The 13376-nt window shown below is 69.7% G+C and carries 15 protein-coding genes; 10 read left to right on the top strand and 5 right to left on the bottom strand.

What is annotated here, in order from left to right; genetic code table 11:
- Positions 1-44: 44 nt before the first annotated feature.
- On the bottom strand, positions 45-242 hold the full coding sequence (locus GEM_RS18180; protein ID WP_041490737.1) for an oxidoreductase-like domain-containing protein: 198 nt from the start codon (positions 240-242) through the stop codon (positions 45-47).
- Between the two features lie 117 nt (positions 243-359).
- On the opposite strand from GEM_RS18180, the gene GEM_RS18175 reads away from it, so the two are divergent.
- Positions 360-770, top strand: a complete 411-nt coding sequence (locus GEM_RS18175; protein WP_014898830.1) for a RidA family protein — start codon at positions 360-362, stop codon at positions 768-770.
- Between the two features lie 32 nt (positions 771-802).
- Here GEM_RS18175 and GEM_RS18170 read toward each other — a convergent pair whose 3' ends face one another.
- Complete coding sequence (locus GEM_RS18170; RefSeq protein ID WP_014898829.1) at positions 803-1516, bottom strand: SDR family NAD(P)-dependent oxidoreductase; 714 nt, start codon at positions 1514-1516, stop codon at positions 803-805.
- Between the two features lie 103 nt (positions 1517-1619).
- Positions 1620-2528, bottom strand: coding sequence for a sterol desaturase family protein (locus GEM_RS18165; RefSeq protein WP_014898828.1), 909 nt, complete (start codon positions 2526-2528; stop codon positions 1620-1622).
- Between the two features lie 558 nt (positions 2529-3086).
- Here GEM_RS18165 and GEM_RS18160 point away from each other — a divergent pair.
- The 6 genes from GEM_RS18160 (at position 3087) to GEM_RS18135 (ending at position 8538) form a co-directional block, all read left to right on the top strand.
- A complete protein-coding gene (locus GEM_RS18160) occupies positions 3087-4202 on the top strand; it encodes a hypothetical protein (RefSeq protein ID WP_014898827.1) in 1116 nt (371 codons plus the stop codon).
- A 111-nt stretch (positions 4203-4313) separates the two neighbouring features.
- Positions 4314-4610 (top strand): EF-hand domain-containing protein, encoded by a 297-nt coding sequence (locus tag GEM_RS18155; protein WP_041490907.1) that lies wholly within the window; start codon positions 4314-4316, stop codon positions 4608-4610.
- A gap of 44 nt (positions 4611-4654) precedes the next feature.
- Positions 4655-5368 (top strand): response regulator, encoded by a 714-nt coding sequence (locus GEM_RS18150; protein WP_014898825.1) that lies wholly within the window; start codon positions 4655-4657, stop codon positions 5366-5368.
- Positions 5368-6714, top strand: coding sequence for an ATP-binding protein (locus GEM_RS18145; protein ID WP_014898824.1), 1347 nt, complete (start codon positions 5368-5370; stop codon positions 6712-6714). The genes GEM_RS18150 and GEM_RS18145 overlap by 1 nt, the downstream gene beginning before the upstream one ends.
- Positions 6715-6917: 203 nt before the next feature.
- Entirely contained in the window at positions 6918-7694 is a 777-nt protein-coding gene (locus tag GEM_RS18140; protein WP_014898823.1) for a DUF4410 domain-containing protein, read from the top strand.
- Positions 7695-7845: 151 nt separating this feature from the next.
- Positions 7846-8538, top strand: a complete 693-nt coding sequence (locus tag GEM_RS18135) for a dihydrodipicolinate reductase C-terminal domain-containing protein (RefSeq protein WP_014898822.1) — start codon at positions 7846-7848, stop codon at positions 8536-8538.
- An 88-nt stretch (positions 8539-8626) separates the two neighbouring features.
- Here the strand turns inward: GEM_RS18135 and GEM_RS18130 are convergent, their stop codons facing one another.
- On the bottom strand, positions 8627-9436 hold the full coding sequence (locus GEM_RS18130; protein WP_014898821.1) for an SDR family oxidoreductase: 810 nt from the start codon (positions 9434-9436) through the stop codon (positions 8627-8629).
- Complete coding sequence (locus GEM_RS18125; RefSeq protein WP_014898820.1) at positions 9433-10266, bottom strand: molybdenum cofactor biosynthesis F family protein; 834 nt, start codon at positions 10264-10266, stop codon at positions 9433-9435. The genes GEM_RS18130 and GEM_RS18125 overlap by 4 nt, the downstream gene beginning before the upstream one ends.
- Positions 10267-10436: 170 nt before the next feature.
- Between GEM_RS18125 and GEM_RS18120 the strand changes: the two genes are divergently transcribed.
- The 3 genes from GEM_RS18120 (at position 10437) to GEM_RS18110 (ending at position 13302) form a co-directional block, all read left to right on the top strand.
- Positions 10437-11231, top strand: a complete 795-nt coding sequence (locus GEM_RS18120) for an AraC family transcriptional regulator (protein WP_014898819.1) — start codon at positions 10437-10439, stop codon at positions 11229-11231.
- A gap of 201 nt (positions 11232-11432) precedes the next feature.
- Positions 11433-12392 carry a DMT family transporter gene (locus GEM_RS18115; protein WP_041490906.1) on the top strand — a complete coding sequence of 320 codons (960 nt, stop codon included), beginning with the start codon at positions 11433-11435 and terminating at the stop codon, positions 12390-12392.
- Positions 12393-12729: 337 nt separating this feature from the next.
- A complete protein-coding gene (locus GEM_RS18110) occupies positions 12730-13302 on the top strand; it encodes a hypothetical protein (RefSeq protein WP_014898817.1) in 573 nt (190 codons plus the stop codon).
- The last annotated feature ends 74 nt before the right edge of the window (positions 13303-13376 follow it).

Raw genomic sequence — 13376 nt, 5'->3', positions numbered from 1 at the left:
CGGCAGCGAATCGGGGCATGCGCGACCGCTTGCCGGCATCGGGCTCACTGATGATGCTTGAGTTGCGCGTGCCGCGCTTCCCATTCGGCCAGTTCGACGCGATAGCGCGCCAGCGCTTCGTCGTACAGGTCGAAAACGCACGGCGAGCAGCCGCTGTTGCAGCAGTCTTCCAGTTCGGGTTGTTCGGGCGGGGTCGGACGCGGATCGTCGGCGAGCGGATCCGCAGAGGCAGGCTTGGTCACGGCTTCAGTCACATGATGTCGAATGCCAAGTATAAGGTGATGATCAGCGGCATGCAGGCACACGACCCACGCAGTCGAGCATCCGCACATCCACCACCGATCGACAATAGTCGTGTCATGGCCGAAGCAGTGAATCCGCCGGAACTCTGGGCGCCGTTCGGCGCGTTGTCGATGGCCGTGATCCGGGGCGACGGCCGGATCGTTCATCTGAAGGGACAGGTCGCACTCGACCGGGACGGACACGTCGTCGGTGTCGGCGACCTGGGCGCGCAGGTCCGGCAAATGCTCGACAACATTCGCAACGTGCTCGCCGCGCTGGGTGGGCAGATGCAGGACGTGATCTCGCTGGTTCACTACGCGACCGACATCGATGCGTTCATGCAGGCCGGCGACATCCGCAAGACGTTCTTCGCTGAACCCTGTCCCGTGAAGACAACCGTCCAGGTCGAACGTCTCTACCGCCGCGATCTGCCGATCGAAATCGCGGCGATCGCGGAAATTCCGCGGGCGAGATTTCGCATGCCCTGACGTCGTCATTGAGTGCGATGGCCCGCCCCCCGCTACGCCACGCGACCGCTCACCGGAATCGATGCGCCGGTGATCGCCTGCGCATCCGTCGACAGCAGGAATCCGATCGTCGCCGCGATCTGTTCAGGCCGGACCCAGCGCGTGAAATCCGCGTCGGGCATGTCCGCGCGGTTCGGCGGCGTGTCGATGATGCTCGGCAGCAGCGCATTCACGGTCACGCCGCGATCGAGCAGTTCCGCCGCCAGCGCTTCGGTGAGCCGCGCGACGCCCGCCTTCGCGGCCGCGTATGCACCCATCCCCGCGCCGGCCTTGAACGCCGCGCCTGCGCCGATGTTGACGATGCGGCCGGCCGGGCTCTCCACCAGATACGGCAGCGCGGCCTTCGACGCGTTCAGCGTCGTCTTCACGTTCAGGTCGTACATGCGGTCCCACGTCGCCGCATCACCGTCGGCGATCGTCTGCCACACGAATGCGCCCGCGATGTTGAGCAGCGCGTCGACCCGGCCGAATTCGCGACGCACGGTGTCGAGCGCTCGCACGGCCGCCTGCGGATCGACCAGATCGATTCCGCCGATGCGCAGCGCATCGGCCGGCACGCCGGGCAACGCTTGCGCGTCCGGGGCCGCGCCGCGGCCGATCAGCGCGACGCGAGCGCCGCGCTTGCCCAGCCATGCAGCCGTCGCGACGCCGAGGTGGCCGAATCCGCCGGTGATCGCGACTGCCTTGCCGTTCAGTTCTTGTTCCATCGAGGTGCTCTCCTGGTCGAGGGGGATTGGATGATGCGTGGTTCGGGGTCGCTGCCGGCCGCGACACGGGCGCCCGGCCGGCGTTTCGACAGCGTAGCGCCGTTCACGCTTCCGTGCGCACTGCGACGAGGCTGCGGCGACGCAATTCCTCCGTCGTTTCGCCCTGATTGTCGGGCCGCCAGCCCGGCGGCAGCATCACGAAGCGCAGCGCAGTCCACACGTCGCGGGCCGTTGCGACGTCGCGGGCGAGGCTCGCCCAGTGCTCGAGCTCGACGACGAACGGATTGCACGAACGGGTCGGCGTGACGAGGCCGTAGCGGCACGGTTCGTCGGCGCGTTCCGCGACATAGGTGCCGAACAGCTGGTCGAACACGATCAGCACGCCGCCGTAGTTCGCATCGAGATAGTCGAGATTCGACGCATGATGCACGCGGTGCGCGGACGGCGTATTGAACACGTATTCGAGCCAGCCGAGCTTCGGCATCCACGTGTTGTGCAGCCAGAACTGGTACATCAGGTTGAACGACAGGATCGCGAGCACGGCTTCCGGACGCACGCCGAGCCAGACGAGCGGCGTGAAGAACATCGCCGCGCCGGCGATCTTGCCGGTCCAGCCGAGGCGAAACGCGGACGACAACGTCAACTGGTTCGGCGAATGATGCACCGCATGGGTCGACCAGAAGAAGCGGACCCGATGCGACGCGCGGTGGTACCAGTAGTAGCAGAACTCCTGGCCGACGAACACCAGCAGCGCGAGCACGACGCTGTGCAGCGGGATCGTGAACCAGCGGTGCGCCCATGCGAAATCGAAGATCGGCGTCGCGAGCGACAGCGGCACCAGCGCGAGCAGCTTGCGACCCGCAAGATCGGCGAGCGACAGCCAGACCTCGTTCCAGTCGAACGGCTCGGGCTGGCGGCTGCGGCGCCAGGTGAGCACGGCCGCCTCGACGAGCGAAACGGCGATGATGAACAGCGTGACGTAGTACGCGAGCTTGCCGGTAGTAGTAAGCATGATGGGTCGTTCCTTCGGTTGAATCGGACGCGTCATGTGCGGCACGTGCCGCCGTCGCGTCGAATGGAACGCACTGTAGTGGGCGGGACGCGGGAAAGCCACGAACGAAATGTGTCGCCGTATGTCGCGGCGGGACCGGCTCGCGGGGGATTGCGGTCGTAGGCCCGCGTGGACGGGCGCCTTGGCGGCCTGCGGCGCCACGTTGCGTTTGGCAGGCGTGAAATATGTCGGCGTATGTCGTCACGCGGCGCCTCCACGAGTCGGCCGGCAAATATGTCGCCGCATGTCACGGCGACATGAATTCGGACTGCGCACGGCGCCGCTCCCCTGGATCACACCGCCCTTCGAACACACTCGACCACCACCCGCGAAGCCCCGCCGGGCTTGCGATGCCGGCAACCGGCGCGGCCCCGCCCCCCGATTCGTCGTACCGAAAAAAAGCGCGCCACGTGTAACACCGCGACATCTTTCATGACGCGACTGGCGCGTGCCGTCGTCCTAAAGTTCGTCCCGTCGCCACGCCACCGCGTGCACCGCAACGAACCGCAAGGACACCCGATGAAAACCCGCTTCCTCGTCACCGCCGCCCTCGTCACGCTCGCCAGCGCACCGGCCTTCGCCGGCTGGTCCGGCCACGGCACCGCGTACACGCCGCACGGCACCTACAGCGGCGCGCACGCCGGCTCCTGCAGCGGCGGCAGCTGCTCGCATGCGGGCGGCGTGATCGGCCCCGGCGGCGGCCTCGCGACCAACACGGGCACCGTCACGCGCACTGCGCCCGGCCAGTTCTCGAATAGCGGCACCGCGGTCGGCCCCAACGGCCGCTCGGTCCAGCACAGCGGCGACACGAGCTGCGCGGACGGCACCTGCTCGCATACCGGTTCGCTGACGGGCTCGGACGGCCGCAGCGCGTCGACGTCGGGTAGCGTGACGCGCAACGGCCCGGGCCAGTATTCGTCGAGCGGCACGATCACCGGCGCGAACGGCAACACGGCGGGCCACACCGCATCGACGAATTGCGCGGGCTCGACCTGCTCGCGCTCGGGCACCGTGACCGGCGCGGACGGCCAGAGCGTCACACATGCCGGCAGCGCGACGCGCGTGGCCCCGGGCGTCGTGACGACGTCGGGTGGCTCGACGGTCGTGCACGGCGGCACGGTGTCGACCGGCGGCACGGCCGTGATCCACGGCAGCACGACGGCGAGCGGCACGGTTGTCGTCGCTGGCACGGTGCCCGTACCGGTGCCGGCCCCGGTCGTCGTTCCGGTCGCACCGCCCCCGCCGTCCGCCGTGGTCGTGACCGCGCCGCCGCCGGCAACCACGACGGTCGCTGTTGCGGCGCCTGCGCCGGCTCCGGCAGCGGTCGTCGTCGCCGCACCGCCACCCGTGCCAGCTACTGTCGTCGTCGCACCGGCGCCCCCCAAGGCCGTCGTCGTGACGCCAGCGCCGAAAGTCGTGCGTATCGCTGCGCCGAAGGCCGTCGTGGTCGCACCGGCCCCGCGCATCGTCTACGTCGCGCCGCCGCCGCCGAAGGTCCTGTATCTCGCGCCGCCGCTGCCGCGTTCCGTGTACGTCGCGCCGCGCGCCGTGTATGTCGCCCACCCGCCGCGTGCAGTCGTCTGGGTGCCCGCCCACTGGGCCGGCCGCGTGTGGGTGCCCGCGCACTGGGCGTAACCCGGCATCGGCACCGCCCGCTCGACCGACCCGTTTCGTATTCCACCCGTTTCATCAACCACCCGGCCGGCTCAGACCGTCGGCCACGCAAGGAGAAACCCCGTGAAGTCCATCAAGAAGATGATTGCCGCCGTCGTTTTGTGTATCGTCTCAGCAGCAGCGTCGGCGCAGCAGGTGCCGCCGGGCGCCGCGAACGGCGGCGCACGCGTCGAACGTGCGCTCATGCAGTTGCAGACCCGCTTCGCGAACGCGAACACGACGCACGACGGCAAGCTCACCCGCGAGCAGGCCGCAGCCGGCATGCCGATGGTCGCGCAGCATTTCGACGAGATCGACACGCAGCGCAACGGCTACGTCACGCTCGAACAACTCGCCGGTTTCATGCGCCAGCGCATGGCGGCCCGCTGACCGCGGACGGCAACCCGGGCGCGCGCCACGTACGGAGGCAGCCGATGGAACAGTCCAGCAGGATCATCGTGCTCGACGACGAAGCGGAGCTGCGCAACATGCTGCAGCGCTTCCTCACCGGCCACGGCTTCGAGGTCCGCGCGGTTGCCGACGGCAAGCGTCTCGACCGCCTGTTGCAGCGCGAACCGTACGACCTGCTGGTGCTCGACCTGATGATGGAGCCGGAGGACGGCCTGAGCGTCTGCCGGCGCCTGCGCGCGGAAGGCCAGACGCTGCCGATCCTGATGCTCACCGCGAAAGGCGACGCGGCCGACAAGGTGGTCGGCCTCGAGACCGGCGCCGACGATTACCTCGCGAAGCCGTTTCTCCCCGATGAACTCGTCGCCCGCGTCCGCGCGCTGCTGCGGCGACAGAAGATGGCGGCCGGCGAGCCGACGGTGACGTCGCAGCGGCTGCGCTTCGGCGCGTTCACTTTCGACGTCGGCCAGCAGACGCTGATGCGCGACGGCGTGCCGGTCGAGATGCATTCCGCGCAGATGCTGCTGTTGCATGCGCTGGGTTCGTCGCCGAACCGCGCGGTGAGCCGCGAAAACTTGCTCGCCCGCGCCCGCGGGCGCGATCACGCCGCGCTCGATCGCAGCGTCGACGTGCAGATCCTGCGGCTGCGCCAGATCGTCGAGGACGATCCGGCCAAGCCGCGCTTCATCAAGACCGTCTGGGGCATCGGCTACATGCTGGTGGCCGGCGTCGAATCGTGATGCGGCTCCCGCTGCCGCGCTCGCTGCTGGCGCGCAACATCGCGCTGCTGGTCGCGCTGGTCGCGCTGTCGCTCGCCTGTTCGCTCACTGTGCTGCTGCACTATGTGCAGCGGCCGCGCATCGAGCGCGCGTCGATCATTTTCTCCGACTACGTGCAGTTGCTCGATCGCACGCTCGCCCGTCTGCCGCCCGACACGGCCCGCACGGTGGTCGCGCAACTCGGCGGCCAGTCGCTGCCGCCGCCCGCCGCACCGCCGCATCCGCCGAACCTGTCGGCCTTCTTCCGCACCTGGCAGCGCGACGTGTTCATGCAGGCGCTCGAGCGTCACCTGCCGGCCGAGCTGCCGGCGCGCTGGCAGTCGGGCGACGACGAACGGCTGTGGATCCGCCTGCACGCGGCCGCCACGCCGGTCTGGGTCCCGCTGCCGATGGCCGCCGACGCTCAGGCGAGCGGGATCACGACCGCCCTCGTGCTGTCGGTCGGGCTCGCGCTGCTGGCCGCGCTGACCGGCTATCTGATCCAGCTCCACCTGAACCGGCCGCTCGACGCGCTGGCGCGCGCCGCGCAACGGGTCAGCGCAGGCGAGCGTCCACCGCCGCTCCCCACCGACGGGCCAACCGAAATCGCCGACGTGAGCCGCGCGTTCAACCGGATGGCCGATGCGCTGCAACAGGCGGAGACCACGCGTTCGCTGATGCTGGCCGGCGTGTCGCACGACATCCGCACGCCGCTCACCAAGCTGCGCCTCGCGATCGCGATGGCATTGCCGCGCGGCACGCACGATGCGCTCACCGAATCGGCCGAGCATTACCTCGACCAGATCGACACGATCCTGCAGCAATTCATGGACTACGCGGGCAGCGGCGAGCGCGAGACACCGCAGACTGGCGACCTGAATGCGCTGATCGGACAGCTCGTCGCGGATTTCGCGGGGCTCGGGCACGAATTCGAGTTCGACGAAGGCGACGTGCCGCCGTTCGCGTTCCGTCCGATCAGCATGATGCGACTCCTGATGAACCTGATGCAGAACGCTGTCGTGTACGGCCGCACAGGCCTCGGCGTGCGGACCTGGACCGAACGCGGGATCGCATATGCGGTGGTCCGCGACCGCGGCAACGGCATCGGCGCCGCGGAACTCGAGCGGCTCAAGGCGCCCTTCAGCCGGGGCGCGAACGCGCGCGGCCATACGGGCGGCACCGGTCTCGGCCTCGCGATCGTCGACCGGATCGCGCGCCTGCACGGCGGCTCGCTGACGTTCCGTGACCGCGACGGCGGCGGCCTGGAGGCCGTCGTCGCACTGCCGCTCGACGCGCCGCACGCGGCCGCCGCACCGCCTTCCGCGTGACGCGCCGTGCGGGTCGGCGCATGACACACGCCGACATAATTCCCGCGTGGCGCGTGCCGCCCGTTCTCCGCATACTTGCGCCTGCGTGCTGCGCAACGGCATGAAACCCCTGCTCCGCCGGCGTCCACGCCCAGCTTCCGATCGTTCGCGCTCCTGAATGCCGCGACAGTATCGGCACCCTCATCCAGGCCACGGAGATCGACATGTCCCTTTCCCTTCACGCACGCGCCGCCCACGCCAAACGTCTGACCAGCGCCGCGCTGATCGCCAGCGCGCTCGTCATGACCGGTTGCGCGTCGACCGCCGCGACCACGGCCGCCACGGCGACGCCGGTGGCCCGCACGCTGCCGCAGGTGCATGCGACCGTCGTCTACGTGGCGGCGTTCGACGCGGACGCGACCGGCGTGAAGGTCGACGGCGGGATGATCGGCAAGCTCACGACCCTCGCGAGCGGTTCGTCCTCCGACGAGCAGCGGCAGCAGACCGCGCTGAAGACCCGCGCGCAACTCGCCGACGCGCTCGTGCGCGAACTCCGCGCGCAGGGCATTCCTGCACTGCGCGCAGACGGCCCGGTGCCGAACGACCGCGACGCGCTGGTCGTCCAGGGCCGGTTCGACACGATCGACGCCGGCAACCGCCGCCGCCGCATCCTGATCGGGCTCGGCGCGGGCAGGAGCGAAGTGGGCGCATCGGTCGCGGTGCTGTTCCAGCCAGCCCATGGCGCACCGCAGCCGCTCGACGCGTTCTCCGCCAGCGCGAACAGCGGCCATCTGCCCGGCATGGTGGAAACCGCGGGTGTCGGCGCGGTGGCGGGACGCGTCGCGACGTCGGCGGCGGTCGGCGCCGGCCTGCACGGCGCATCGGAAGCGAAGCACGACACGGTCGCATCGGATACGGACCGCCTCGCACGCTCGATCGCAAAGCAGTTCGCGGCGAAGAACACGACGCATGCGTGGGTGCCGACGACGTCGGCGAGCTGATACGCCGGCGCGGCACGAGCGCACGCGCCGGCCGGGAGCCGGGCATAATGCGCGATCACGGTGCGCCGCGCGGTGCAGCGTGATCGCGCCAGGCCCTTGAACGGCCTGCGCAGCTTCCGTATCGAAACCCGAACCTCAGCCCGTCACTCCCATGCAAGTACTCGTCGTTGGCACCGGCAAGCTGGCAACCGAACTGCTCGGCTCGCACCGGCTCGACCCGGCAACCTGCCGCGTGATGGCCTGGTCGGACCACGCACGTACCGACGCCCGACGTAGCGACGCCCGATCGATCGTCGTACACGCCGGATCGGGCCGCGAGCTGCCCGCCGCGATCGAATTCTGCCGCGCCACGGGTTCGCCGCTCGTCGAGCTGTCCACCGGCTCCGACCTCGAAACCGGCTCGCACGACTTCCCCGTCGTGCTCTGCCCGAATACGAACATCCTGATGCTCAAGTTCATGAGCATGCTGGAAACCAGCGGCCACCTCTTTCGCGACTGCCACATCAGCGTGACGGAGTCGCACCAGGCCGGCAAGACCTCCGTGCCCGGCACCGCGGTCGGCATCGGCCAGTCGCTCGGCGTTCCAGCGCAGGACATCCATTCGGTGCGCGACCCCGTCGAGCAGCGCAACGCCCTGCAGATTCCCGACGATCAGCTCGGCCGTCACGCGTTCCACCGAATCCGCATCGAGGATGGCGCGTGCAGCCTGCAGTTCGAATCTCGCGTGTACGGCGCATCGCCCTACGCGGACGGCGTGTCGCGTATCGTCGAGGCGGTCCGGCAGCACGAACTCGAACCGCGCCGGTACTCGATCGTCGAGTTCATCCACAACGGCTGGCTGTAGGCACGACGATGCGCGGGGCGGCCGCCGACGCGGCTGCCGGCCCACCCGACGGCCGCAACCGCGCAAGCGTCGACGCGCCCGTTATCCGTCACCCGTCGCCCAGCACGGCTCCGCTCTCCGGCAATGTCGCGCCGCCGTCGACGACGATCGTCTGCCCGGTGATGTACGCCGCATCGGCCGACGCGAGAAACAGCATCGCGTTCGCGATGTCCTCCGGCTCGCCCATCCGCGCGAGCGGAATGTCGCGCGCGATCTGCGCGGCGACCGACGCATCGCCGAGATTGCCGGCCGCCGGCGTGCGGATCATCCCCGGCTCGACGCCATTGACCGTCACGTTGCGGCGCGCGAGTTCGAGCGCCGCCGCGCGGATGAAGCCGTTCACACCGGCCTTCGACGCCGCGTAGTGCGCGAGCCCCGGATACACGACGCGCGGCCCGGTCACCGACGACGTGACGAGCAGCCGCCCGGCCCCCGCGCGCTCGAATGCGGGCAACGCGGCCTGCGCGAGCCAGAACAGCGCGGACAGGTTGACCGACAGCGTGCGTTCGAGCGTCGGCGCGTCGATCCGCGCAAACGGAGTCAGCGGAAAATACGCGGCATTGTGTACGACCACGTCGAGCCGCCCGCCGTCGCGCTCGACTGCCGCGACGAGCGCGCCGAGTTCATCGCGGCTCGCGGCGTCGACGCGATACGCGCGCGCAACGCCACCCGCGCTGGCGAGCGCGTCCGCCTGCGCGGCGGCGGCATCGCCGTTGAGATCGGCGAGCGCGACGACCGCGTCGGATTCCGCGAAACGGCGCGCGATTGCCGCACCGATCCCCTGTGCGGCACCCGTGACGAGCACAACCCGCCCGCTGAAATCCGCACGCAGGCGGCCGCTGCCCGGCACCGCGCTCATTGCTGCGCCTCGCCGTCGAGCGGATGCACGGTTTCGTTCAGCACCTGCGCATGCGCGCCGATCGGGAAATTCGACAGCGTGCCGAAATCGCCGCCCTGATAGCCGAAGATCTTGCCGTCGGTCTTGCGTTGCGCGAGGTCGATCAGCACGACGCCGAGCGTCGGCACCACCTTCTCGCGCCACACGAACAGATACAGTTGCTCGGCGATCCTGAAGTAATGGCAGCGGTCCACGTCGGCCAGCCCGCCTTCGACGCCCTGCAGGCACTGCCACGCGTAGAAGTTCTCGTTCAGGTAGATATGCTCGTAGCACTCGGTCGGGCTGTAGCGGTACATCGTCCGCTTGCCGATCAGTTCGCGCGTGGGGCCGTGCAGCGGGCCCGGTTGTGCGTGACCGCCCAGCGCGCCGTGCCGGAACGCTGCGTCGACGCCCGTCAGCGGCAGCCCGCGCGCGACGCGCGTGAACGCGTCGATGTGCGTGTCGGCTTCGGTCGGCAGCGTGCCGACCACCGACGTCCATACGCCGTTGCCGATGTCGATCACGAGGCTGACCGACGTCGCACGCGCGGTCGGGTCGATGTAGTCGACGAAGTACAGGTCGTCGCGCAGCCGCGTCACGCGGCACGGTGCGCGGCCGCCCGTGTCGGTCGCCGCATCGCGCCATTGCAGCGCGCCCGCCTCGAACGTATAGACGCGCCATGCGCCCGACGCGTCGCCGAGCGTCAGCGAGCGCCCGGCGAGTCCGTTCACGGGCGTGAGGATGTTCGCGTCCGGCGCGAAACCGTCCGCCAGCGCACCAACCTGAATGAATACCGGATCCTGTCGTTCCACCTACCGTCTCCCGCGCAGCTTCAGGCCCGGCGGGCCGTATACGCTGCTCATGGGCACATGGTGCGGGCTGCGCGCACCGCGCGGTATCGGCCAAAAGGATGAAGGGCGCGCGGCGCCGGAACGCGCTAAAGTGCACGGGATCCGCGCCGATGCCGGCGCGAGGAGCGCCCATGCACCGTGTCACCCATTACCGACGGACTGGTGAAGGAATCGAGGCGATCAGCCTCGAGTCCGATCGCGCGTTTCCGCGGCATGCGCACGACGAATTCGGCGTCGGCGTGATCGTCAGCGGCGCGCACCGGTCATGGAGCGGCCGCGGGCAGGTCGACGCGCTGGCCGGCGACGCGATCATGGTCAATCCCGGCGAAATGCACGACGGCATGCCGATCGATGCGGGCACGGGCCGGCGCTGGCGGATGCTGTACCTCGCGCCCGCGCTGGTGGCCGACGTCGCGGCGGAAGAAGGCCTCGGCGGCGTCGAGCTCGCGCATCCGGCGGTGCGCGATGCACGGCTCGCCGCCGCGTTCGGCCGATTGCATGCGCGGATCGTCGAAGGAGCAACGTTGCCGCTCGCCCGCGACGAGGCGCTCGTGATGCTGGTCGCCGGGCTGCTCGCGCGGCATTCGAACCGCGCGCTGCCGGCCGTCGGCGTCGCGCCGGCGATCCGCATGGCCCGGGAACGGCTCGACGCAGCGCCCGCCGCGCCGGTTTCGCTTGCCGAGCTGGCCAGCCTGAGCGGCGTGAGCCGCTTCCAGTTGCTGCGCGGGTTTGCGCGCGAGCTCGGCATCACGCCGCACGCGTACCTGATGCAGTCGCGCACGCGGCTGGCGCGTGCACTGCTCGCGAGCGGCCTGCCGATCGCGGATGCCGCAGCCGAAGCCGGTTTTGCCGATCAGAGCCACCTGACGCGCGCGTTTGCACGCCAGTTCGGGATCACGCCGGGGCGCTTCACGCAGGCCGGCTGACGGGCTTCGCGAATGCGGCACGACCGCCGCTGGCGCGACGATGTCGATCCTGTTCGTGCGGCGGCGATGACCCTCGATGCCGGTGCTACCAGTCATTCAGAAACGCCGGATGCAGCGCCCTTCCGCACGGCCGCTTCGCGCGCCGACGTCGCTGCAATTTCGTTCAAGACGCCCCCACCGCCGCACGCGATGATGCGGCGCATGAAGACACGACTGATCGGCTATCTCTATCTCGCCACCGCAATGGCAGGCGTCGGCAGCACCGTCATCGCGAGTCGCCTCGCGGCCGGCGGCCTGCCGCCGTTCACGGCCACCGCGCTGCGCTTCCTGATCGCGACCCCGCTACTGTTCGCGCTGATGCGTGCGCAGCGCATGCGATGGCCGCGCATCTCCACACGCGACGCCGTGCTGCTCGTCGTCCAGGCCGCGGCCGGCGGGGTCGGCTATACGGTGCTGCTGATCAGCGGCACGAAGCTGTCGTCGCCAATCGATGCGGGCGTGATGCTCGGCACGCTGCCGGCGATGTCGACGCTGATCGCGGCCGTCGTGCTGCGCGAGCGGCAGACGCCGCGCGACTGGAGTGCGGCGGCGCTCGCCACCGTCGGCGTGCTGTTCGTCACGTTCGCGCCCGGCCAGGCGATGCCGTCGCTGCGGACGCTCGCCGGCGACGCGCTGGTGCTGGCCGCCGTTGCATGCGAAGCCGTGTTCATCCTGCTGAACCGTCGGCTGTCGGCACCGTTGCGGCCGCTCGCGCTGTCGACGGCGATGTCGGGCCTCGGCTTCGTGCTGGCGCTCGTGCCGGCCGCGTTCGAATGGCACGCGGCGGCAAGCGGCTGGACCATCGGCGCCGTTGCGGCGATCGCGTACTACGCGCTGGTACCGACCGTGCTCGGCTATCTCTGCTGGTATGCGGGTTCCGCACGCACGAGCGGCACCGAAGCCGCGCTGTTCACGGCGGTCGCGCCGGTCTCGGCCGTGCTGTTCGCCGTTGCGCTGTTCGGCGAGACGCTCGGCGGCACACGGCTGCTCGGCATCGCGCTCGTCGTCGCGGGGATGCTGGTCGGCGCGACGCGGCGGCGCGAACCCCCGGCACGCGAGAAGGAAGTACGGTCGGGATTGCCGGCCGGTCGGGCGGCGTCCACGCCGACCGTTGCCGACTGATCCACGCCCGGCGCGCCGCCTCCGCCGCGTCCGGTTTCACTTGCGGTTTCGCGTCAGTTCGAGCCGGGCCTGACTACGCCGTGCGCGGTATCGCACCGCTCCGTATCTCAGCCACCAGCCCGGCCGTCACATCCTCCGCGTCGCATCGCGTCAGCCGGCCGTCCCGGCGAAACGGCGCGCCACCCGACCGTCGATCGTCACCCCGTCTCTGCCCGACGCCCGCGACGACTGTAGGAATGTGTCCACGCGCGGCAAAACCGTTGCGCGCCTTCGCGCAAGATGCAATATTCGCGTGGCCGGGCCTTTTGACAACCATCGAACAATAATTCGCATCGCCATGAACAAGAAGGAAGCCAAAACAAGAATCGCGGCGCTGCTGTCCGCGGGGGCGAGGAAAGCCGACGTGCTGGATGAACTGGCCGGACAGGGCCTCAAGGATCGCGTGCTCGCGCGCCTGATCGCGTCGCGCCCCGACCCCGAACGCTGCCGCAAGAACAAGGTGCACACCTGGATCCTGGTTGCGCTCGGCATCGTGCAACTGCTGATCAGCCTCACGCTCGCGTACCTGTTCTCTGCCGCTGCCGATCACCTCGGTGCCGTGGGCCCGCTCGGCAAGGGCCTCGCGGTGGTGTTCCTCGTACTGACCGTGCCGCTGTCGCTGCTGTTCATCTGGGGCTTCGCGACGCACCGCGTCGGCGCATATCACGCGTTCATCATCCTGTCGCTGCTGCAACTGCCGAAGACCATCGCCGATCTCGGACACGATCCGTCGAGCGCGCTGCCAAGCGTCGCGGTGACGGCCGTGCTGGTGGGCTACGTCTGGTTCGTCCGCAACCGGATGTTCCCCGACTTCGGCTGGTTCACGCCGCGCAAGGTCGAACGCCGTTACGTGTTCGTGGAAAGCGCCTGACGGCGCGCGCCCCGGGCCATGAAAAAGGCGCCGGGCCGTCCCGCAATCGCGGAACGGCCCGGCGCCTTCTGCAT

The sequence above is a fragment of the Burkholderia cepacia GG4 genome (assembly GCF_000292915.1).
In the GTDB taxonomy this organism is placed as follows: Bacteria; Pseudomonadota; Gammaproteobacteria; order Burkholderiales; family Burkholderiaceae; genus Burkholderia; species Burkholderia cepacia_D.
Note: the sequence above shows the minus strand (reverse complement) of the source record. Positions and strands in the feature narration are given on the sequence as shown.

Excerpts from the sequence above, each read along its gene's own strand:
- GEM_RS18175 (WP_014898830.1), top strand. The coding sequence starts at position 360 with ATGGCCGAAGCAGTGAATCCGCCGGAACTCTGGGCGCCGTTCGGCGCG.
- GEM_RS18170 (WP_014898829.1), bottom strand. The coding sequence starts at position 1,516 with ATGGAACAAGAACTGAACGGCAAGGCAGTCGCGATCACCGGCGGATTC.
- GEM_RS18165 (WP_014898828.1), bottom strand. The coding sequence starts at position 2,528 with ATGCTTACTACTACCGGCAAGCTCGCGTACTACGTCACGCTGTTCATC.
- GEM_RS18160 (WP_014898827.1), top strand. The coding sequence starts at position 3,087 with ATGAAAACCCGCTTCCTCGTCACCGCCGCCCTCGTCACGCTCGCCAGC.
- GEM_RS18150 (WP_014898825.1), top strand. The coding sequence starts at position 4,655 with ATGGAACAGTCCAGCAGGATCATCGTGCTCGACGACGAAGCGGAGCTG.
- GEM_RS18145 (WP_014898824.1), top strand. The coding sequence starts at position 5,368 with ATGCGGCTCCCGCTGCCGCGCTCGCTGCTGGCGCGCAACATCGCGCTG.
- GEM_RS18140 (WP_014898823.1), top strand. The coding sequence starts at position 6,918 with ATGTCCCTTTCCCTTCACGCACGCGCCGCCCACGCCAAACGTCTGACC.
- GEM_RS18135 (WP_014898822.1), top strand. The coding sequence starts at position 7,846 with ATGCAAGTACTCGTCGTTGGCACCGGCAAGCTGGCAACCGAACTGCTC.
- GEM_RS18130 (WP_014898821.1), bottom strand. The coding sequence starts at position 9,436 with ATGAGCGCGGTGCCGGGCAGCGGCCGCCTGCGTGCGGATTTCAGCGGG.
- GEM_RS18120 (WP_014898819.1), top strand. The coding sequence starts at position 10,437 with ATGCACCGTGTCACCCATTACCGACGGACTGGTGAAGGAATCGAGGCG.
- GEM_RS18115 (WP_041490906.1), top strand. The coding sequence starts at position 11,433 with ATGAAGACACGACTGATCGGCTATCTCTATCTCGCCACCGCAATGGCA.
- GEM_RS18110 (WP_014898817.1), top strand. The coding sequence starts at position 12,730 with ATGAACAAGAAGGAAGCCAAAACAAGAATCGCGGCGCTGCTGTCCGCG.